A 20,052-nucleotide genomic window follows, 5' to 3' on the forward strand; every position below is an offset into this window, starting at 1 on the left:
TGCTGGGCGTTCAATGCTTATGTCCGCAACTGCCATGTCCATCGGCTGAATCCTGGGACAGGCTGCATGACTCAGATTCGTCACGCCAATCGAGAGCGACGGTGGCATGCTCAATCTCGAAACGCGACTTCAGTTCATGTTCGACCGATCTCACCACTGTTCGAGCGTCTGCATCGTCCTTTGGCTGCACATGCATCGTGGCCAGTGTACGCCCGGACGTGATCGACCAGACGTGAATATGGCTGACAGTGGCGAGCCCCGGCACGGACTCGGTGAGATGGCGCTCGATCAGCGCTGGCGTCGCATTGTCGGGAGCGCCTTCCAGCAGGATATGCAGCGATTTGACCAGAAGCTTCCAGGCACTACGCAGAATCAGCAAGGACACGACCACCGACAGAATGGGATCGATCGGTGTCCAGCCCGTGAAATGAATCACCACGGCCGCAACGATCGCGCCAACCGAGCCAAGCAGATCGCCCAGCACATGCAGGGCCGCACCCTTGATATTGACGTGTTCACTATCCCCGCGCGTCAAAATCCAGAATACAACGACGTTGATCAGAAGTCCGACGACGGCAACGCCCAGCATCGGCCCGGCAAGCACCGCATGCGGTGCCTGGAAGCGTTGCCAGGCCTCGTAGATGATCCACAACACAATGGCGAACAGGGTGACGGCGTTGACGAAGCCCGCAATGACCTCGAAACGCAGATAGCCAAAGGTCCGCTTGGCATCCGCGGCGCGTCGGCCAAAGCGAAAGGCCGCATAGGCCAGCGCCAGCGCCACGGCATCGGTCAGCATGTGCCCGGCATCGGCAAGCAGCGCCAGTGAGCCCGAGATAAGCCCCCCTGCCACCTCCACGATCATGAAGCTGAAGATCAGGAAGAACGACAACAGCACCTTGCGCTCGTTGCCCGCCGTGACCGTCGGCGCATGGGAATGGTCGTGGTCGTGATGATCATGCGAGTGCGAATGAGACATGCCCGCCCCCTCCTGGAACGATTCAATACAATACATGAACACATGTTCATATGTCGTACGTCAATATCCCTGCACGATATGGCCGAATGCCAAACGATCACGGGCAGAAGCGGTAGATGGTTGTGAATTGAATTACCGTACGGTAACTTTTCTTGCCAGCAGCATCTTAACCGACGAGATAATTACCGAACGGTAATTATCTCGTTGCGAGTCATAAGAATCATGCCTAGAATTACCGAACGGTAATTACCCATGAGCCTGCCATGCCAACACACAAACCCCCTGCCAAGTCCCTTCAGGCCGCTCCCATTCGCCACAGCGAAGAACTCGGCAAGCTGGTGCGTCAATTACGCACCGAACAGGGCCTGCTGCAGATCGACCTGGCAGGGCTGGCCGGCACCGGAAATCGCTTCATTGTCGACCTGGAACGAGGCAAGCCGACCTTGCAACTGCAAAAGGTATTGGACGTGCTGGACTTGATGGGGCTTGAGGTCATCGTGCGCCGCAAGGGTGATATTCGTCATGGCGAATGACAGCGCCCTGAAGGTTTACCACGGCGACGAATATGTTGGCCGACTGTACGATACTCAACCGTTACGCTTCGAATATGCCACTGAATGGCTGGAGCACCCTGAAGCGGTGAGCCTCTCGCCTTCATTGACGCTCTCACAGCGAGTTCACGTTGGCGAAGGAGTTCTGGCCTACTTCGAGAACCTGCTGCTGGAAGGTGATCAAATACGAACGCGACGGTGGCCCCAGTCTGATGTGCTGTCGCGAACTCCTGCTGCAGGTCGGCACACAGCCAAGGACTTGCAGCGGCTAATCGGCAACAATGACGCCATGCCAAGAACCTCGCTATTCTCTATACCAACGAAGGCCCTCGGTTGGCACAGTTCTACGACCTAATGAGCACGACGCTCTATCGCAAACTCTCGCGCTGCTTTGCGTTTCGAGTTGCAGCAGTCAACTAATAACTGATGCGGCTTGGTCACATCCACTTGTGTCCAAGCGAAGTCACCGCCTCTTCAAATGTGCGCAAAATATGCTACATTATCGATCACCTTTGATAGCGTCGAGATCCATCTTGGCTGAAGCTGGTGCTGTGTTGCTTGCGTTTTCTGCTCATAATAAGATTCTCGTGTCGACCTAATTAGAGCTTATCGCATAATCCAACCTTAGCTGCTCATTTCACTAAAAGCTGATAGTTCATGAAAATTCGCTACACGGTTCCATTCAAACGGAAAATAATCATCGACGACCACTGGGAAATCCCGATGCAAGGAGGAAAACTCCGGGTCATCGAAGAGGCTGGCTACGCTAAAGCTCTTGAACTCATCTTCGAAAAACAACCTCTTGAATACGCACCTTATATTCAGCTATCTAGTCAAGATGAGATGCCGACAACAATTACCCATCGCGATCTTCGCATGATATTCGTTAAGAGCCAACTCGATGATGCAGCTACGTTCCTAGAGTGCATATTTGACATTGAACTCAATACAGATGAGATCAATGCCAAATATGAAAGTGAAACTCCCGAGGAAGAAGCCGAACTCCAGATTAAGACTTTCTCGAAAGGTCAAAATGATACCGCTCTACCACTCTCCTTCGATATGCTTACGCGTGCTATCATGGCTGCTAACGAACAAAGTGCCCCCAAGTTTGAAGCGACATTTGTAAGAAGCGCACGGAAGGCACTACAGGCACAAGAGTTCATAAATTCCTTTCGTTATTCTTTCTTACTTATTGAATCTCTTTATGGTGACGGGAAGTTTAACAAAGTGGGCTTAAAAACCGCATTGAAAAATAACCAAGAGTTCCGAAATATCTTGGAATTAACTCTTAGAGAAGTCCCCCTGCCAAAGAGAAAAATCAACTCAGATACGGAAAAATTACTTTCCACTAAACCATCGATAGATGATGTGATTAATCATCTTGTCGAGAAGCGAGGGTTCTATTTCCATGGAAATATAAAACGAAGGAACGCCTGGAAACCCCACGAACAGCACGCTGCAAAGTCTCTGGCCTTCCTCGCGATAGAAATCGTATCAAGAATATCCATAAATGCAGCGGAACCAATATTCGCTCAAGAATTAACGAAACGCCACTTTGAAGATGCCATCCGCGTGGGAGCAAAAATCGTGTTTGAGATAGAGTTCAAGTTCCGAGAACCAGAAGAAAATTTCGATCACAAGAATCAGATCAATATTGAGAGTCCTGGAACAAAAGTAACGCCTAGATCCGCCTTTGAGGTTGCCCAACACTTTCTCAAAGTATTCCAACACAATCAGCCTGCATCAGCTCTCCATGAAGTAAAATGCACAGTTCAGGGGACCGGAGAAAAGGTGTTTGATCTTACTTTTTATACCATTGAAGATGAAGCAGAAAGAACCACACCAAATACTCTTAAAACGAAACCCTCCTAAAAAACCATATCAATACCATGCACCTTCTACTCGCATAGACATGGTATCATTACTTTTTTCATAGCATGCCTCCTACCTACTATGGAAAATTCCATTGATGATGTGGTTGGAGACTTTCTCCAGTAGCCAAATAGGGCAAGGGCGGCCATAAAGTCGATGGTAGACGATAAAGTAGAGCACACAGTGGAAGGCCGTTGACGAGGCTACCGCAAGTCAGTCAGCAGCTTCCTTTCTCTGCCTGCTCAATGACGCGCTTCTGGCGAGCGATGGCATTGTTGATGACCTTGCTACGCAGTGCCTGCTTCTGTTCTGCAGTTGCGTTGCGCGCAAAATGCGTCAGTGGAGTTGATTTCACGACTTTGTCATTCATGCTCAAGCCTCGTTTACGAGCAAGTCTTCCAACTGTTCTCGAGTGTAGCGCTCAGGAAGGTAGTCATCAATCGACTCGACGTCCGTCTCCCACCGCTGATTCGTGCCGTCGTTGTTCTTGATGATCATATCCAGTCCCACCTGTTGCCCGAATTCCTGCTTGATCCGCCTGGCGACATCCTGAACATCCAGGAACTGGCAGATGAAGCTGTCAATGGGGATATTCCTACCTTCGACCTTCTCGCGGCTACATACGAACTGCCACGCAAGAGTAGGCTCCTGATATACAAAGTAAATCTGCACATCACGTTCTTTATCCAAGGAGCGAGCAACATTCTCTCTTGCCACCTTGTAGCTAGCAAACGTGCCATCCAGGATGAACGACTGCCGCTGCTTCAGCATCAGATCATGGATCCTTGCCACCAAAGTGGAGACAGCACGCTGAAACAGCCAGGAATTGGCACCGGTGTAGCCCGGCAGCTCTTCTCTCAAGTCGTCAGGGTCGATTCGCAGCACATTACTCAAGCCATCCATTCCTTCTGCCCTGACTTCCTCGATAGCGGCAACATACTCCTTGGAGATCTCGGTCTTGCCCGCTCCGGGTGAGCCAGCCATAAAGATCGAAACGGGTCGCTCTTCCGGCGGATAGTCCTCGAGACTCGTTCGCTCCCGAGCGATTCGCTGTTTGTGCTGTTTGGCGTAGGCCACCGCATTGGCAATGATCTCCTCATCGCTGGCCATATTCTTCTCCCATGCCGACACGGTTGGTGAGGGTCTCGTCCTTGTAGGCTTGGGAGTAACGGGTACAGGTCTTCTTCATCGACGTTGCTTGCCTTGCCATGGGATACCTCATTCAGTGTACTGTCTTAATGGGGTGTCCACCGCTCCTGGGAAATGCCCACGGCGTCCGCCACATCCGTCAAACCAACAAGGTCTGGCAAGGCCTCGATCAGGCGCGCGGAAGGAACTGCACTTTTGACATCTGCCAGAGCAGTATGAAACGCCGCTTCAGCGTTATCCGCCTCCCGGGAGAACTCCAGCGCCAGACGACCAGGCAGCTCCACGCCCACCAGGGCGTCATCACAACCGGCGGCGCCCAAGCGCTCCACCAGCGCTTCCTGATCGCTATCACGGTCAGCCAACTGGTATTTCAGCGTAAAAATGTATTCCATGGCTCAACCCCAAGATTTCGTCTCGCTCCGGCGTTTGTGGGTAGAACATTTGTCCACCACTTTAGCGGAACGTCCTTGTCGGGCGCTGCGCCACGCGTGATACAGCAGATATTAACCCGGCATGCTTTTATGTTGGGTTAATGGCGGCACAGGGACGTGCCGCCGTCGGCCACCAGGCCGATGCGAGACCGCACCACACCAGCAGATCCGCCCATCTGCGCCAGTGTGGTGCGGACGAAAATCAAATCGGTCAGGATGAGCTATTTGATTCCCATGTTAATAGCTCCGAAATTCTCTTCAGTAGTTGATCGGTATCGGTGCGGCTGTCATATGTGCACGCACCATTGAAAAAGCCGCTGGTGATCTCTCACCGGCGGCCTGGTCTTCAAGGTGCTTGAGCATCCGCTCCAACTCATATCAGAAAAAGATTATTTACGCTCAATTGTGAATAGATTACCAAAACTCTTTAATTTCAATGAAGTAAAAATGCGTTCATCAGAGATTCCATGAACAATCCCATAGCTCGGCGCTACCATTAGCCGCTCCGGAATCTGCCTCCTTCCCTTTAATCCTGTCGGATCTGTATTGCGGCAGGGCGTGTACGCACCAAAGGCTATCACTTTGCTGCTGCGGCATCTCGGAGTCCGATGTTGCTTAGCCCGAGGCGGTACTGTCCGGTGAGGAACGATCCTGACCTCGCCAAACATGCGGTGGTACAGGCATGCGATAGTGGCGGCAGGCCATAAGAAAAATTGGAGTCAGGTGATTTCGGACAGCGCTTATCCGCTCATCCAGCGGATACTCCTTCATCACACGGTTCAGTAGGCTAAAAACGGCCTCTAGCGAGTCATTGAGTGGCAGACCTGGTACCGACACCCCGTGATCTCGATCACCATCCCAGAAAACCTCATCCGTTCGTGCGTCGGGAATCCAGATTTGGTGGGTCATGTGAGGAGCGTACTCTAACAGCGTGCTGCGCAACTGCTCTGCTCGCTCCTGATCTCCTATCATCGCAAGCCAAGCGAGCACGAAAGTGTAAAGAATCCCCGCACGCGTATGCTCTTCGAAGTATGCATCGCTGCGGTCCCTCGGATGTGAGAGGACATCACGATATTCTGTCGTCGGCGTCGGATAATGCCGCCGAGCCCTCAGTCCGTAGCAGAGATGGTCGGACATGCTGCGGATGTAGTCAGCGACATTAGATAGGCGTCCGCGCACAGCTGCGAGACGCATAAACAGAGCCAGTTCAATCGTGAAATCGTCACGAACGGGAACGGCAAGCGTCGGATTCGCATTCAGCATCCCAATCGCTATGTTGAGCACCTTGTCCGCCCTTTCACTCATTGCCTGCGCGAATGACTCGTCCTCCCCGGCACTTATAGCATCCAGCCATAGCCCGTGGAGAGACAACCTCCCTAGCACCTCGAATAGCGCGATGTTAATGTCTACTGCGTTGCGTGAATTTACGGCCATTGAAAGCGCATAGCGCTTGTCAGCGAACGGGCCAATCTTCTCGACAAGTAGAAGGTGAGCGATGATGAAGTGCAGCTGCAAGACTTGATCGAAATGAGCTAGCCGCTCGTGTTGCGTCGCTCCCTTGCGCAGACGAGTACTATCACAGTGGGGCCAACTGCGTAGCAGCACCAACTCGGATGCTCGATACGCGGCCTCAAGATTATCGGCATCGCGAGCCCAGACAAAGAGTATCCAAAGGCACAGGTAGGCCTTGCGTAGCTGACGTGTGCGCTCTGTCTGATTCTTCGGCTCAGTGAAAATGACATTGAGCAAGTGACGGAAATGCCGATAAGCGACCTCGGGCTGATCAAGCATCGCTAGCGCCTTCTGAAACAGCCCTCGATTCTCGCTCTCAATTAACTCAGCACGCAACATACCGCTAAGGATCAGATCTGAAAGACGATCCCCGTTCCATTCGGCAAAGTGAATGTCAGCTCTCTCGTTCTTCCGACAGTAACCGCTCCACTGTGCCCGAACATCCTCACGCATCTCACCGCCCATGCAGACGCATATAACGACAGGCAGATCCGCAAAATGGGGCGGGATGCGGTTCGGGATATAGTCATCCAAAACCTCATTCAGCGACGGACGCACGGCCTGCTGGCTGGTATCCCAATGCTCTCGTGTCAAATCACCGGACTTGATCGTGAATAGGAACAGACTTCGAGTGCCATCCCGATCTGGATTGGGGCCAACTGCTGCTACGTCGACACCAGCTTGCCGGGTGCCGCGACGGGGACGGGTTAGAACTTCAAAACCACTTTCAGCCAAAAGATCAGGCAGAATAGCGTCGAGTTCGTCACGCTCGCGTAGCGAGCGCAGATAGTGCATCACGACAAGTTTCATCTCTGCTCTCGCTGCTCAAGCCTAAACTGGAGGAGCATATGATCGAGTCCAACTGGGTCAACGACGTTGAGGATGGGCAACTCGGACGAGACCGAGAACGAATGCATCGCAGTCTCGGTGAGATGTGTGGTGCCCTCTCCGGTGTGGATCGGCGTCAACGACGATCGGCCATACAGGATGTATTGTTTGGCGACGAGATCCTCAAAAATAGATTCCCGGCGCCCCTGCTCCATGCCCCGTTCCATCTGCTCGTGCCATTGAACGTGTGCCGCCTCGCGCTGCATTTCACTAGGGTGCAGCTCGACTAAACGCTCAATACCTTCCATCGCATCTTGAAGCGCTGCCTTTCGTGTGAGCACTTCAGCAAGGTCCGGGATGCTCTCAGCGTAACGCTCAAGGTAGTTCTTCAACTCTCCCCCATAGCTCACGAGCAAGGGGTGATAGATCAGATCGAGGACATCATTTTTGATATCTGAAGACCCATCGCGAAGTACCGCTAACGGTATAGCAACTGCGGCCAGAGGATCAATGAAGAACCACCCAATGGCCTTGCGGCAGAGATATAGTTGATCCAATGGCTCCAATGGAAGAGATGACGTAGGGATGGAGAAGGGAGGATCATCGTTTCCGACACCGCAAACTTCGCTAGCCACGCATTGGTGGGTGTACATACTCCCGTTCAGCAGCCAGTACACAACCGCGCCACCCATCACATCAGAGCCGGCATTTTTCAGCGTGTAGCAAGTGCTCTGGAACGCGTTCAGCGTAATCCGGCCTTTTGAACGATCAAATAACTCACGAAGCAGGAAAATCACTTTCTCAGCATGCCCAGCGCCCACAAGCTGATATGCTGCATGGTCGAGGTGCGAAATCGTTCCTGCGCTATCTGGGTCAACATCCGCAGCGGCATCAAGGCACAGGTTCATAGCGTTTTCTGTGAGCCCGACCTGGTGACGCCACAGCAGGTCCACTGCCAAGTGGATCGAGATGGGACTTCTCGTCTGAACGACCCGTTCAAGTTGTTCGTCAAAACCGACTGGTGCAAGTGTTTTTCGCTGTGCAGCAGCACGATAGCCCGCTTCGAGGGACCGGAGTGCGATGTCTTCGTCATTACTGGACGCCTCTTGGAGCAGGATGTTGAGCACCTCATCGTAGCGTTCACCCAGCTCCATGGCACCCAAAGCAGAGAGGGCGGCGAGCTTCGCCTCCCTCTCGTGAGCCTGCGCAAAAATGAGGCTTTCCTCGATATCGGCGTTCATTACGAGAACCGTGAATAGTTGACGCAGAGCCAGGCCATCACCGGCACGTACCGCTTCGTAGACCCTGGAGGATCTGACCGGGTCCTTCTTCGTCCACTCCCCAAAAGCGGTACTCGGGGCGCCAGCAGCCAGATCGTTGCCACCTGTATCGAGCAGGCGCGTGACGAAGGCAAGAAGAATGTCCTGATCTACGTTCAGAAGAGGTATCAGGTCGCATAGAACATGCTGGACGAGGAAGAAGCGCGGTCCCTCCAGCTCTGCCAGCGCATCTTCGATATGGAGGTCAATCGGCGGCGCATCGGTAGCGTTCAATATGGTCGCAAGCGTCTCGAGCAACGCAGAATGGTTATCGTCCAGACTCCGACACTCACGATCCGCAACCGTACGGACCAAGCCGCGTGTGCGAAGTTGAGTAGCCAATTCCGCCTCGTCTACCGGTGTCCCCTCTGTTGCCATTGGTCTACCCATTGGATCCTTTGTTCCCAAAAGAGCTTATAAGATTCTCACAGTCGAGGAAATTCCCCCAGTCTATTTCGCACTCATGCTGCTACATAAGAGCCCCACTTCCACTCACATACTGTCAGACACAAAAAAGCCCATGAAAACATGGGCTTGAATACGATCTATTACTGGTTACTGCCAGCTAGTGCCTTACGTGTGATCACTCCCACTCAATCGTCGCGGGCGGCTTGCTTGATACGTCGTAGGTCACGCGGGAGACGCCGGGCAGTTCGTTGATGATGCGGTTGGACACCTTCTCCAGCAGTTCGTAAGGCAGATGGGCCCAACGGGCGGTCATGAAGTCGATGGTTTCCACGGCGCGCAGGGCGATGACCCATTCGTAGCGACGACCGTCGCCGACCACGCCAACGGACTTGACCGGCAGGAACACGGCGAAGGCCTGGCTGGTCTTGTGGTACCAACCGGAAGCGTGCAGTTCTTCGATGAAGATGGCGTCGGCATCGCGCAGGATATCGGCGTATTCCTTCTTCACTTCGCCGAGGATGCGCACGCCCAGGCCCGGTCCCGGGAAGGGATGGCGGTAGACCATGTCGTACGGCAGGCCAAGTTCGAGACCCAGCTTGCGCACTTCATCCTTGAACAGTTCGCGCAGCGGCTCGACCAGTTGAAGCTTCATGTCTTCCGGCAGGCCACCAACGTTATGGTGCGACTTGATCACATGGGCCTTGCCGGTCTTGGCGGCGGCAGACTCGATCACGTCCGGATAGATGGTGCCTTGGGCCAGGAATTCGACACCTTCGATCTTGGCGGATTCCTCATCGAATACTTCGATGAAGGTGTTACCGATGACCTTGCGCTTCTGCTCGGGATCGCTGACACCTTCCAGCTTGCCGAGGAACAGCGACTCAGCATCGGCACGAATCACGCGCACGCCCATATGCTTGGCGAAGGTTTCCATGACCTGATCGCCTTCGTTCTTGCGCAGCAGGCCATTGTCGACGAATACGCAGGTCAACTGGTCGCCGATAGCCTTGTGCAGCAGCGCTGCCACCACGGAAGAGTCGACACCACCAGAAAGTCCCAGCAGTACATGACGATCGCCGACCTGGTCACGCACTCGAGCGATCTGGTCTTCAATGATTTGTGCCGGCGTCCAGTTGCACTCGCTCTGACAGATATCCACCACGAAGTGCTCAAGGATTCGCTGGCCCTGCAGGGTATGCGTCACTTCCGGGTGGAACTGCACACCGTAGAAGCGCTTTTCTTCCCAGGCCATGGCCGCGATCGGGCAACTGGGCGTAGAAGCGGTAATGGTGAATTCCTTGGGCGCTTCCGCCACCTTGTCACCGTGGCTCATCCACACATCCAGCAGGCCACGGCCAGTCTCGTGGTCGACGTGGTCCTTGATGTCCTTGAACAGGGCGTTCTCGGCATCTACACGAATCTGGGCATAACCGAACTCGCGCTTGTTGGAGCCTGCAACACTGCCACCGAGCTGTTCGGCCATGGTCTGCATGCCATAGCAGATGCCCAGTACCGGCAGTCCCATCTCGAACACGCAATCGGGGGCGCGCGGAGAGTCCAGTTCGGTCACCGACTCCGGGCCACCGGCAAGAATGATACCGTTGGGCTGATACTCGCGGATTTCTTCTTCGCTGATGTCGAAGGCGCGAACCTCGGAGTAGACACCGATTTCCCGTACCCGACGCGCAATCAGCTGGGTGTACTGGGAACCGAAGTCGAGGATCAGGATCTTGTGGGCGTGAATATCGGTCATCGGACTTTCCTGGTAGAGGAACCTGAAACGTTACGGAAAGCGAAAAGCTGGAAGCGGTGCCTGCCCTTGCAAGGACCGACCACTCCCAGCTCGTTCATGCGGCCTGGCGAGTCATTGCTCAATCAGGACGCTACTAGCCAACACGATAGTTGGGCGCTTCCTTGGTGATCTGAACGTCATGGACGTGAGACTCGTTGAAGCCGGCAGCGGTGATCTTGACGAACTCCGGCTTGGTACGCATCTCATCGACGGTGGAACAGCCGGTGTAGCCCATGGAGGCACGCAAACCGCCCATCAACTGATGGACGATGGCGCTCATCATGCCTTTGTAAGGTACGCGACCTTCGATGCCCTCCGGCACCAGTTTCTCGACACCGTCATCCTTGTCCTGGAAGTAGCGGTCGCTGGACCCCTGGGTCTGGGACATGGCTCCCATGGAACCCATGCCGCGGTAAGCCTTGTAGGTACGGCCCTGGAACAGCTCGACCTCGCCGGGAGCTTCTTCGGTGCCGGCCAGCAGGCCACCGACCATGATGCAGCTGGCACCCGCCACCACCGCCTTGGCAATATCGCCGGAGAAGCGGATGCCTCCATCGGCAATCAGCGGGATATCATATGGCTCGAGAGCTTCAGCAACGTTGGCCACGGCACTGATCTGGGGAACACCGACACCAGCGACGATACGTGTGGTACAGATGGAACCCGGGCCGATCCCGACCTTGACCGCGTCCGCTCCCGCTTCGGCCAGTGCCTTGGCAGCAGCAGCGGTAGCGATGTTGCCACCGATGACCTGAATCTGCGGATAGTTCTCCTTGACCCAGCGCACACGCTCGATCACGCCCTTGGAATGGCCGTGAGCTGTATCGACCACGATGGCATCCACACCGGCTTCGGCCAGGGCGGCAACACGATCGGGCGTGTCAGGGCCAGTACCTACCGCGGCACCGACCAGCAGACGACCATCGGCATCCTTGGCTGCATTGGGGAAAGTACGAGCTTTCTCGATATCCTGGAAAGTGACCAGGCCACGCAGGTGAAAGTCGTCATCCACGACCAGCATCTTCTCGACGCGGTGCTCCTGCATCTTGCCCTTGATCACATCCAGCCCAGTGCCTTCCGCTACCGTGACCAGGCGCTCACGCGGGGTCATGATATCGGCCACGCTATCGCCATGATTGGGCTGGAAGCGCATGTCACGCTCGGTGACCAGACCGACCAGGCTCTCCCCCTCGACTACCGGGAAACCGGAGAAGCCATACTCCTTCGCCATGGCCAGCAGATCGGACAGCTTGGCCTTGGGACCCACGGTGACCGGGTCCTTGACGATGACGCTCTCGTGCTTCTTGACCTTGCGCACTTCCGTCGCCTGCTGGGCGATTGTCATGCTCTTGTGGATGATGCCGATGCCGCCTTCCTGCGCCATGGCAATCGCCAGGCGCGCTTCGGTGACAGTGTCCATGGCAGCGGAAGCGAGAGGAATGTTGAGGAAGAGGTCGCGCGTCAAGCGGGTCCGGAGACTGACATCCTTGGGGAGGATTTCGGAGTAGCCGGGAACGAGCAATACGTCGTCAAACGTAAGTGCTTCTTGGGCCATACGTAACATAATCGGCAACACCCACAGGCTGGTAGGAGGGAGATAAGTTAATCGAGCATTATAACGTTTTGACCACGTTTCGGGCAATGTGCTCTAGCGATTACCTGGGGATCAAGGCGCCACTTTCTCATTCACGTCTCTCATTCATGTCTCTCGTCCACGGCCTCCCTGTCCCCAGAGAAAGCCTGCCGCCAGTGCTCGATGAAGGCTTCACGCCTGGCGGGGTCGACGAAGGCCAGCAGTGAGGCATTGATAGGGATCGGATACAGGCGATCTCCTACTTGCCCGAGCAAGCGAGCCGCGGTGTAAGGCCCCTTGATCCCTGGCCGAATGCTGAACATCGGCGTCTGCCCTGCGAGTACGCCCTGCCCTTCCTCGCTGAGCAGGAAATTGACGAATGTCGTCGCAGCGGCAGGATGTGGTGCATCCCGATGCACGAACACCATACGCATCATGACCAGGCTGTAATCCGTGGGAATCTGGACGATGACATTGGGGTGTTCCTGGGCATAGACCAGGGCATAGGAGCCCAGCAGGTTATAGCCTAGCCAATAACGTCCGCTATCTATGCCCTCAAGCATGCGCTGGGTATTCTCCAGCGCCTCTGTCTCGACCCTCCCCATGCTGGTCACCAGATCCCAGAAACGCGAAGAATAGCGCGCATCCTGCTGGAACAATGTGTATCCGATGCCACTGTTAAAAGGCGAATAGGTCACGACCCGACCGCGCAGAAGGTTCTGTCGGGAATCCAGCAACTCAAGCAGGTCCGCATGGGTTTCCGGGGGCAGAACATGACGGGAAAGCTCGAGATGGTAAGCCATCACAATAGGTTCGAAAGTGAAGCCGAAGACTTCATCGCGCCATTTGGCCCATTCCGGCCAGTTGAGTATCTCCTCGCTATCCAGGCGGCGCGCCAGCCCCGCATTGACCTGGGCCATCTGCCAGGGCATCGCCGAACTGATCACCACATCCGGTGGATTTCCCTCGGTGACACTGCGGTCAACCTCCAGGGAGCTCCGGTCGCGATATTCGAACTGAATATGCGGATAGGCGCGGCCAAAGGCTTCCAGCAGCGGCGCCACTACCGCTTCATCCAGCGCCGCAGCGATCACCAGCTTGGATGGCGGCGGAACACTGCCCTTGGGCCGTTCCACGACCAGCCACGTGGAGGCCAGCCCAATAGCCAGCAAGACAGTGGCCGCCAGGCTGATACGCAGGGCAGTCATGAGGCCTCCTCCTCCGCCAGGCGTAAGCGCAACTCGACAACGAGCCCTGACGGCGACAGGTTCGCTACTTTCAAGTGACCGCCAAGGCGCCGAGCGATGCTATCGACAATCGCCATACCCAGCCCCGAACCCTCGGTTCCCTGCCTGCCCAGACGCTCAAAGGGTCGGCACAGGCGTTCCAGCTGTTCTTCGGGCACACCGGGGCCATCATCACGAATCGTCAGGCAACCTTCGTTTTCTTCTCTCCGCAGCCCCAGAGTAATGCTGCTGCCAGCCGGCGTATAACGCAGTGCGTTATCGATGACATTGCCGATCAACTCGCGCAACGCCCAGGCTTCCGCTTCCACCCACAACGGCTGGGTCGGTAACGTATCAAGCCCCAGGTCATGCCTATTGGCTTCATCGCGCCCCGCCCATTCCAGAGCAACATCCCTCATCAGTCCGCACAATTCCACACGCTGGCGCTGCGGCGCGTCATCAAGATGGCGCAAGCGCGCCAGCGACAGTAATTGTCCAGCAAGTCGGCTGGTACGTTCGGCACTGCCATGTACCTCTTCCAGCGCTGCGCGCCACTGTCCAGGGTCCGAGCTGCGCAGCGCCAGTTCACTGATGGTCTGCAAGCCGGCCAGTGGCGTCTTGAGCTGATGGCTGGCATCGGCGGTGAAACGCAGCAGCACTTCTCGTCCTTCACGTTGGCGTGTGAACAGTTGATCCAATGTCTGAACCAATTCATGCATTTCCTTGGGCACTTCGGCGTCCAGCGGACGCATGTCGTCAGCCTCGCGCAGACGCAACTGGTGACGCAGGCGACGCAAAGGCATCAATGCCACGCGTATGGTCAGCGCCATCAGAACGCCAGCCAGCAACACCATGGCAAGGAAACGCGATACTGCTTGCTTGAACAGCGTAAGGGCCAGTGTTTGACGTCCACCGAGCGTGTGCCCGACCCAGACCTGAACCGGTTCCTGGCTGACCCACCCTGGCGCTGACACTTCGCGACCGTAGACACGCAATTCGCCATAGGCGGTATGCAATGCCGTTTCCAGGGGGGCCTTGCGCACGCTGTCACGCAAGGCTTGCGGAATCGTCACCTCCCAGTTGGAGGACAGGCGACGTTCTTGGCTATCGAGAACGGCATAGAACACTCGTTCCTGAGAACTGGTGGCAAGGATCTGCAACGCCGATACAGGAATCACCACTTCCGGGCGTCCATCCTGCCACTGGACGGCCTCGGAGATGCTCAAGGCGGCCGCCTCGAGTTGCGCATCGAACGCACGGTCCGCCGCCTGACGGCTGCTGACCCATGCTTCGATCATCAACAAAGCACCAAGCCCGATGACGGTCACCAGCAACCAAGCGGCCATGCGCCGCTTGAGCGAACCAGTGACGACAATCACCCCTGCTCTTCCTCGAGGCGATATCCCAGGCCACGAAAGGTGCGGATGCGCAAACCACTTCCCTTGAGCCGCTTACGTACTCGGCTGACGTAGACTTCCAGTGCATTGGAGCCAACTTCGCCGAAACCGAACAGGCGGCTTTCCAGTGTCTCCCGAGGCACGATGTTGCCGGCATGCACCAGCAGGCTCTCCACCAGTAGGCGCTCGCGGTGAGGCAATGACAGGGCACAACCGTCAAGGCTTGCTGCCCCTGTTGCCGGGTCGAACATCAGCGGTCCAAGCCTCAACAGGTTCTCGGTTCGCTGCTGGCTTCGGCGCAGCAATGCGCGGACCCTGGCTTCCAGTTCCGCCAACTGGAACGGCTTGGCCAGATAATCGTCGGCACCAAGATCCAGCCCGCGTACACGATCATCCAGGTTATCCCTGGCCGTCAGAATCAGTACCGGCGTGGAATCTCCTCGCTCACGCATCTCTTCCAGCAACCCCAGTCCATCACCATCCGGCAGGCCCAGATCCAGCAGCAGCAAGTCGAATGCTCCCTGGTGTATGGCCTCCTTTGCCGTGCGATAGGTCGAAAAGGTCTCGACGGTATTGCCAAGGGACGTGAGAGCCTGAGTCAGGGAACGCGAAATCAATGAATCGTCTTCGACAACGAGAAGGCGCATACGACCAAAGTCTCGGTAAGAAGGGGTCAAGATGACAGGTAGATGAAAGCTCCACTGCCTAGCATCGAAAACTTCCAGCATCTGCTTTTTCTGAACGACAGCTGTTCTCGCTGAACGATAGCTGTTTCCGCTGAACACCCAAACACAACAAGATGCATTCAGGAGTCCGCCATGAAGATTACCACATCGTTCCCATTGCGCCGTTCCCTCCCATTACTGGCCTGCACAGCGCTTGGTACCGTTCTGCTCGGTGGCGCAGGAGTCACTCAGGCTGCCGAAAAGACCGAGTGCATTGCACCAGCAAAACCTGGCGGTGGCTATGACCTGACCTGCCGCCTGGCCGCCAATGGCCTGCTCGATGCCAAGCTGATCGATGCCCCCATGCTGGTCACCTACATGCCCGGCGGTATCGGTGCCGTGGCCTACAACCATGTCAACGGCGTGCGCAAGGATGACGGCAATATGATTGTCGCGGCCAGCACGGGCGCAGCCGTCAACCTCGCGCTGGGCAAGTTCGGCCAGTACGATGCCAGTGAAGTGCGCTGGCTGGGGGCGCTGGGTGTTGATTATGGTGCCATCGTGGTCAAGGCCGACGCTCCCTGGCAGAACCTCGAAGAGCTGATGACAGCACTCAAGGAAAATCCTTCCCAGGTCGCTTTCGGGGCTGGCGGCAGCATCGGTAGCCAGGATTGGATGAAGGCGGCACTTACCGCCCAGGCTGCGGATATCGATCCCAAACGCCTGCGTTATGTCGCCTTCGAAGGGGGCGGTGAAGCTCTGGCAGCGCTGCTGGGCAATCATATCCAAGTGTTTACCGGCGACCTGTCCGAGCTCAAGTCTCAGCTCGAGAGCGGCGACATCCGTGTCCTGGCGGCGCTATCTGAAGAGCGCATGGATGGGCCCTACGCTGATATTCCTACTGCTGCAGAACAAGGCTATGACGTGAAGTGGCCGATCTGGCGCGGCTACTACACGGGCCCTGAAGTCAGCGATGAAGACTATCAAGCCTGGGTGGATCGTATCCAGAAACTGGCCGAAGACCCTGATTTCGCCAAGCTGCGTGAAGCCCGCGGACTATTCCCCATGGATATCGTCGGTGATGAGTTCGACGCTTACGTCAAGCAGCAAGTCGCTGACTTCAAGGAGTTGGCGCAACAGGTGGGGCTGACCCAATGAGCATTTCCACCAGCCAGGCAGCGGACCGCTGCCTGGGCATCGCCTTGATCGTTCTGGCGGCATTCTGTGCCGCCCACGCCTTGTCCCTCAATGTGCCCTTCAGCTATGACCCGGTTGGCCCCAAGGCTTTCCCTCTGGGGCTATCGGTCCTGCTGGGCGTGTTGTCCCTGGTGCTGATCTTTCGCCCTGGCCTCAACGGCCATTGGCCGGATGGCCGTCTAGCGCTGAAGCTGTGCGCGGTGCTCGCCATGCTGCTGATATACGCCCTGCTGTTCTCCCGTCTGGGGTACGCCATCAGCTCATGCATTGTCATCACGCTGCTGGCACGTCTGTTCTCCGCCTCATGGCGGCAGGCCATCATCACCGGTGTTCTCATGGCCCTGGGCAGCTACTGGCTGTTCACCCACGGGTTGGACATCACTCTGCCTAGCGGCACCTGGCTGAGTTAGCAGTTTCTGGCAGGGCCAGACATGCCCCTGCCAAGAATGAGGTATTCCTATGTTCGACTTTCTGATCGAAGGCTTTTCTGTCGCCCTGACACCACTCAATCTGGGGCTTGCTTTCCTTGGTGCCTTGCTCGGCACCCTGTTCGGGGCCCTGCCAGGTATCGGCCCGATCAATGGCATTGCCATCCTGATGCCGCTGGCCTACACGCTGGGCCTGCCGGCTGAATCGGCCCTGATCCTGCTCGCGGGCATCTATACCGGCGCCGAGTACGGTGGCCGCATGTCCAGCATTCTGCTCAATGTGCCTGGTGATGCCGGTGCGGTGATGACGACACTGGACGGCCATCCGCTGGCCAAGAAAGGCCTGGCGGGACCTGCACTCGGGCTTTCTGCCGTCAGTTCCTTCGTTGGCGCGACCATCGCCATCCTCGGCCTGACCCTGTTTGCCCCCTTGCTGGCTCGGGTGGCGGTGATGTTTGGCCCCGCCGAGTTCTTCGCTTTGATGGTATTCGCGTTTTCCTCCATGGCCGTGATGATGGGCAAGGACCCGATCAAGACAGCCATTGGTGCCGTGCTTGGCGTGATGATTGCCATGATCGGCGTCGACTCCGCCACTGGCGTCATGCGCTACACCTTCGGCATGCCCGAACTGTTCGACGGTGTCGACTTCGTGGTCATGATCATTGGCCTGTTTGCCATCAGTGAAATCCTGCTGATGCTGGAACACGCCAGTCGTCCGGATGATGACGGCAAACTGCCTCCCCTGGGCCGGGTGTTCGTGTCCACCAAGGAACTGCTGCTGTGCAAGGGCACCATGCTGCGTTCAGGCCTGCTGGGCTTCATCATCGGCGTGTTGCCGGGGACAGGTGCTTCGGTTGCCGGTGCGGTATCCTATACCACGGAAAAACGCCTGAACGACAAGCACGGTACCTTTGGCAAGGGCGACATGCGTGGCCTGGCCGCTCCCGAAGCCGCCAACAATGCTTCCGCTGCGGGCTCCTTTGTGCCCATGCTGACGCTGGGTATCCCGGGGTCCGGCACCACGGCCGTACTGCTGGGCGCGTTGATGCTCTATAACATCACCCCTGGCCCGACCATGTTCAGCGATAACCCGGAAGTTGCCGGAGGCCTGATTGCCTCACTGTATATTGGCAACCTGGTGCTGCTGGCACTCAACCTGCCACTGGCAGGCGTTTTCGCCAGGGTGCTGACCATTCCCCGCTGGGTGCTGGTCCCGGCCATCGCAGTCCTGTCCTTCGTCGGTGTCTATCAGCTGCATTCTGACTTGGCGGCGATCTATTTGATGCTGATCATCGGTATTGTCGGCTACCTGCTGCGCAAGCTGGGCTTTTCGCTGGCGCCGATCATCCTTGGCTACGTGCTGGGTGGGTTGATGGAAGACAACCTGCGTCGTGCATTGGCCATCAGCGGCGGAGACGTGGGCATCCTGTGGCAATCCGGCATCTCGTTATTCCTGTGGATTGCTGCCGCTGCACTACTGGTACTGCCCTGGTTGTTGCCCAAGCTCATGGCAGGACGCAAGACCGGTACCGCCTGAACCTTTCATGCTCCGGGATCCGTGGATTCCGGAGTGTCTTTTTTCACATCCAGGAGCTTGAATGTCGCCCCCACCTATCGCCATGCCCGGCATCCTGCGTTATATCCCCACTCTGGTACTGGGTGGCCTGGGGGGATTCGTGGCCTACCACTTGAACATGCCTCTGCCTTGGCTGCTGGGCGCGCTGATCACGACGACAGCCGTCAGTCTTGCCGGTATTCGGCTTGGCTCTCCGGGGCGTGTGCGCAAGGCGGTACTGGTAGTCATCGGCGTCATGCTGGGATCGGCTTTCGCCCCCGGCATGGCCAGTGATTTCGCTGCCTGGTCGGGTAGCCTGATCATCATGTTGATCGCGACCGCCAGCATGATGGTGGTCGCGGTCTGGTTCTCCCACCGAATTGCCGGACATTCGCTGGATACCGCCATTTATGCAGGGGCGCCAGGTGGCCTGTCATCCCTGTTACCCATGGCACAGGAAGCTGGCGCCGACCTGCGCGCTGTGGGCATGACACATGCCGTGCGCATCCTCGTGCTGCTGGTAGCCATTCCGCCATTGCTCAATCTGATTGGCCACGTGGATATCAGCGCGAGTCGCAGCAATGCCAGCCAATGGCTCAGTTTTCCGGGACTGGAGGATAGCGGTTGGCTTGCAGGGGCTGCCGTGGTGGGGGTCGTCGTCGGCCGTCTACTACGCTTGCCCAATTCGCTGCTGTTCGGCCCAGCCCTCGCCTCTTCTGTCCTCCACCTGAGCGGTACCACTCATGCCGTATTGCCACCTGTCCTGATCGCCTTGGCCCAGGTGATCATCGGCACCTCGGTGGGCGTACGCTTTGTCGGTGTCACGTTAAGGGAAATGGCCAGGCAACTTGGCCTGGCACTGATACAGGCAGTGATGCTCACCGTTCTGGCCGTGGTGGCGGCATGGGTCGGGCATGAGCTGACGGGCTATTCTGTGGCAGCGGCCTTGATTGCCTATATGCCGGGCGGAGCACCTGAACTCAGCCTGGTCGCCCTGGCACTCAATATCGAGCCTGCCTTTGTCACCTCACATCATCTGTTGAGAATCACAGTGCTGCTGATCACCCTGCCGCTGTTGATCGGCTGGCTGACACGCAAGGTCGCACGCTAGACAACATGCGGTGTACGACACGAAGATCGATCGGTTCATGGTAGGCTGGATACAGG

General features: G+C 56.6%; 18 protein-coding genes. 7 read left to right on the forward strand and 11 right to left on the reverse strand.

What is annotated here, in order from left to right; all coding sequences use genetic code 11:
- Positions 1 to 10: 10 nt before the first annotated feature.
- Entirely contained in the window at positions 11 to 979 is a 969-nt protein-coding gene (locus Q1K07_RS16490; RefSeq protein WP_300313282.1) for a cation diffusion facilitator family transporter, read from the reverse strand.
- Positions 980 to 1,242: 263 nt separating this feature from the next.
- Between Q1K07_RS16490 and Q1K07_RS16495 the strand changes: the two genes are divergently transcribed.
- From Q1K07_RS16495 to Q1K07_RS16505, 3 genes are all read left to right on the forward strand, one after another.
- Complete coding sequence (locus Q1K07_RS16495; RefSeq protein ID WP_300313285.1) at positions 1,243 to 1,512, forward strand: helix-turn-helix transcriptional regulator; 270 nt, start codon at positions 1,243 to 1,245, stop codon at positions 1,510 to 1,512.
- A complete protein-coding gene (locus Q1K07_RS16500) occupies positions 1,502 to 1,885 on the forward strand; it encodes a HipA N-terminal domain-containing protein (protein WP_300313288.1) in 384 nt (127 codons plus the stop codon). Before Q1K07_RS16495 ends, Q1K07_RS16500 begins: the two co-directional genes overlap by 11 nt.
- A 302-nt stretch (positions 1,886 to 2,187) precedes the next feature.
- Positions 2,188 to 3,405 carry a hypothetical protein gene (locus tag Q1K07_RS16505; protein WP_300313291.1) on the forward strand — a complete coding sequence of 406 codons (1,218 nt, stop codon included), beginning with the start codon at positions 2,188 to 2,190 and terminating at the stop codon, positions 3,403 to 3,405.
- Positions 3,406 to 3,622: 217 nt separating this feature from the next.
- Here the strand turns inward: Q1K07_RS16505 and Q1K07_RS16510 are convergent, their stop codons facing one another.
- From Q1K07_RS16510 to Q1K07_RS16555, 10 genes are all read right to left on the reverse strand, one after another.
- Positions 3,623 to 3,775: a hypothetical protein gene (locus Q1K07_RS16510; protein WP_300313293.1), complete on the reverse strand. Its 153-nt coding sequence runs from the start codon at positions 3,773 to 3,775 to the stop codon at positions 3,623 to 3,625.
- 2 nt (positions 3,776 to 3,777) lie between these two features.
- On the reverse strand, positions 3,778 to 4,515 hold the full coding sequence (locus Q1K07_RS16515; RefSeq protein ID WP_300313296.1) for a zeta toxin family protein: 738 nt from the start codon (positions 4,513 to 4,515) through the stop codon (positions 3,778 to 3,780).
- A gap of 125 nt (positions 4,516 to 4,640) precedes the next feature.
- On the reverse strand, positions 4,641 to 4,946 hold the full coding sequence (locus tag Q1K07_RS16520) for a hypothetical protein (RefSeq protein ID WP_300313299.1): 306 nt from the start codon (positions 4,944 to 4,946) through the stop codon (positions 4,641 to 4,643).
- 654 nt (positions 4,947 to 5,600) lie between these two features.
- Positions 5,601 to 7,307 (reverse strand): hypothetical protein, encoded by a 1,707-nt coding sequence (locus tag Q1K07_RS16525; protein WP_300313303.1) that lies wholly within the window; start codon positions 7,305 to 7,307, stop codon positions 5,601 to 5,603.
- Positions 7,304 to 8,878: a hypothetical protein gene (locus Q1K07_RS16530; RefSeq protein ID WP_300313306.1), complete on the reverse strand. Its 1,575-nt coding sequence runs from the start codon at positions 8,876 to 8,878 to the stop codon at positions 7,304 to 7,306. Before Q1K07_RS16530 ends, Q1K07_RS16525 begins: the two co-directional genes overlap by 4 nt.
- 349 nt (positions 8,879 to 9,227) lie before the next feature.
- Complete coding sequence (gene guaA, locus Q1K07_RS16535) at positions 9,228 to 10,805, reverse strand: glutamine-hydrolyzing GMP synthase (RefSeq protein WP_149286156.1); 1,578 nt, start codon at positions 10,803 to 10,805, stop codon at positions 9,228 to 9,230.
- A gap of 133 nt (positions 10,806 to 10,938) precedes the next feature.
- The gene (guaB, locus tag Q1K07_RS16540) at positions 10,939 to 12,408 is read right to left on the reverse strand and encodes an IMP dehydrogenase (protein WP_149286157.1); all 1,470 of its coding nucleotides are present in this window, start codon (positions 12,406 to 12,408) and stop codon (positions 10,939 to 10,941) included.
- A gap of 131 nt (positions 12,409 to 12,539) precedes the next feature.
- Complete coding sequence (locus tag Q1K07_RS16545; RefSeq protein WP_300313311.1) at positions 12,540 to 13,625, reverse strand: extracellular solute-binding protein; 1,086 nt, start codon at positions 13,623 to 13,625, stop codon at positions 12,540 to 12,542.
- Positions 13,622 to 15,022, reverse strand: a complete 1,401-nt coding sequence (locus tag Q1K07_RS16550; protein WP_300313314.1) for a sensor histidine kinase — start codon at positions 15,020 to 15,022, stop codon at positions 13,622 to 13,624. Before Q1K07_RS16550 ends, Q1K07_RS16545 begins: the two co-directional genes overlap by 4 nt.
- Positions 15,019 to 15,687, reverse strand: a complete 669-nt coding sequence (locus tag Q1K07_RS16555; protein ID WP_300313316.1) for a response regulator — start codon at positions 15,685 to 15,687, stop codon at positions 15,019 to 15,021. The genes Q1K07_RS16550 and Q1K07_RS16555 overlap by 4 nt, the downstream gene beginning before the upstream one ends.
- Before the next feature lie 171 nt (positions 15,688 to 15,858).
- On the opposite strand from Q1K07_RS16555, the gene Q1K07_RS16560 reads away from it, so the two are divergent.
- The 4 genes from Q1K07_RS16560 (at position 15,859) to Q1K07_RS16575 (ending at position 19,996) form a co-directional block, all read left to right on the forward strand.
- Positions 15,859 to 16,863, forward strand: a complete 1,005-nt coding sequence (locus Q1K07_RS16560) for a tripartite tricarboxylate transporter substrate binding protein (protein ID WP_300313319.1) — start codon at positions 15,859 to 15,861, stop codon at positions 16,861 to 16,863.
- Complete coding sequence (locus Q1K07_RS16565) at positions 16,860 to 17,312, forward strand: tripartite tricarboxylate transporter TctB family protein (protein ID WP_300313322.1); 453 nt, start codon at positions 16,860 to 16,862, stop codon at positions 17,310 to 17,312. Before Q1K07_RS16560 ends, Q1K07_RS16565 begins: the two co-directional genes overlap by 4 nt.
- A gap of 49 nt (positions 17,313 to 17,361) precedes the next feature.
- Positions 17,362 to 18,867 (forward strand): tripartite tricarboxylate transporter permease, encoded by a 1,506-nt coding sequence (locus tag Q1K07_RS16570; protein WP_300313324.1) that lies wholly within the window; start codon positions 17,362 to 17,364, stop codon positions 18,865 to 18,867.
- Between the two features lie 61 nt (positions 18,868 to 18,928).
- Complete coding sequence (locus tag Q1K07_RS16575; protein WP_300313327.1) at positions 18,929 to 19,996, forward strand: AbrB family transcriptional regulator; 1,068 nt, start codon at positions 18,929 to 18,931, stop codon at positions 19,994 to 19,996.
- Positions 19,997 to 20,052: the final 56 nt, after the last annotated feature.

The sequence above is a fragment of the Halomonas sp. genome (assembly GCF_029263665.1).
Taxonomy (GTDB): Bacteria; Pseudomonadota; Gammaproteobacteria; order Pseudomonadales; family Halomonadaceae; genus Halomonas.

Coding starts and splice junctions, on each gene's coding strand:
- Q1K07_RS16495 (WP_300313285.1), top strand. CDS start 1,243: ATGCCAACACACAAACCCCCTGCCAAGTCCCTTCAGGCCGCTCCCATT.
- guaB (WP_149286157.1), bottom strand. CDS start 12,408: ATGTTACGTATGGCCCAAGAAGCACTTACGTTTGACGACGTATTGCTC.
- guaA (WP_149286156.1), bottom strand. CDS start 10,805: ATGACCGATATTCACGCCCACAAGATCCTGATCCTCGACTTCGGTTCC.
- Q1K07_RS16560 (WP_300313319.1), top strand. CDS start 15,859: ATGAAGATTACCACATCGTTCCCATTGCGCCGTTCCCTCCCATTACTG.
- Q1K07_RS16570 (WP_300313324.1), top strand. CDS start 17,362: ATGTTCGACTTTCTGATCGAAGGCTTTTCTGTCGCCCTGACACCACTC.
- Q1K07_RS16555 (WP_300313316.1), bottom strand. CDS start 15,687: ATGCGCCTTCTCGTTGTCGAAGACGATTCATTGATTTCGCGTTCCCTG.
- Q1K07_RS16520 (WP_300313299.1), bottom strand. CDS start 4,946: ATGGAATACATTTTTACGCTGAAATACCAGTTGGCTGACCGTGATAGC.
- Q1K07_RS16545 (WP_300313311.1), bottom strand. CDS start 13,625: ATGACTGCCCTGCGTATCAGCCTGGCGGCCACTGTCTTGCTGGCTATT.
- Q1K07_RS16525 (WP_300313303.1), bottom strand. CDS start 7,307: ATGAAACTTGTCGTGATGCACTATCTGCGCTCGCTACGCGAGCGTGAC.
- Q1K07_RS16575 (WP_300313327.1), top strand. CDS start 18,929: ATGTCGCCCCCACCTATCGCCATGCCCGGCATCCTGCGTTATATCCCC.
- Q1K07_RS16500 (WP_300313288.1), top strand. CDS start 1,502: ATGGCGAATGACAGCGCCCTGAAGGTTTACCACGGCGACGAATATGTT.
- Q1K07_RS16565 (WP_300313322.1), top strand. CDS start 16,860: ATGAGCATTTCCACCAGCCAGGCAGCGGACCGCTGCCTGGGCATCGCC.
- Q1K07_RS16510 (WP_300313293.1), bottom strand. CDS start 3,775: ATGAATGACAAAGTCGTGAAATCAACTCCACTGACGCATTTTGCGCGC.
- Q1K07_RS16490 (WP_300313282.1), bottom strand. CDS start 979: ATGTCTCATTCGCACTCGCATGATCATCACGACCACGACCATTCCCAT.
- Q1K07_RS16505 (WP_300313291.1), top strand. CDS start 2,188: ATGAAAATTCGCTACACGGTTCCATTCAAACGGAAAATAATCATCGAC.
- Q1K07_RS16515 (WP_300313296.1), bottom strand. CDS start 4,515: ATGGCCAGCGATGAGGAGATCATTGCCAATGCGGTGGCCTACGCCAAA.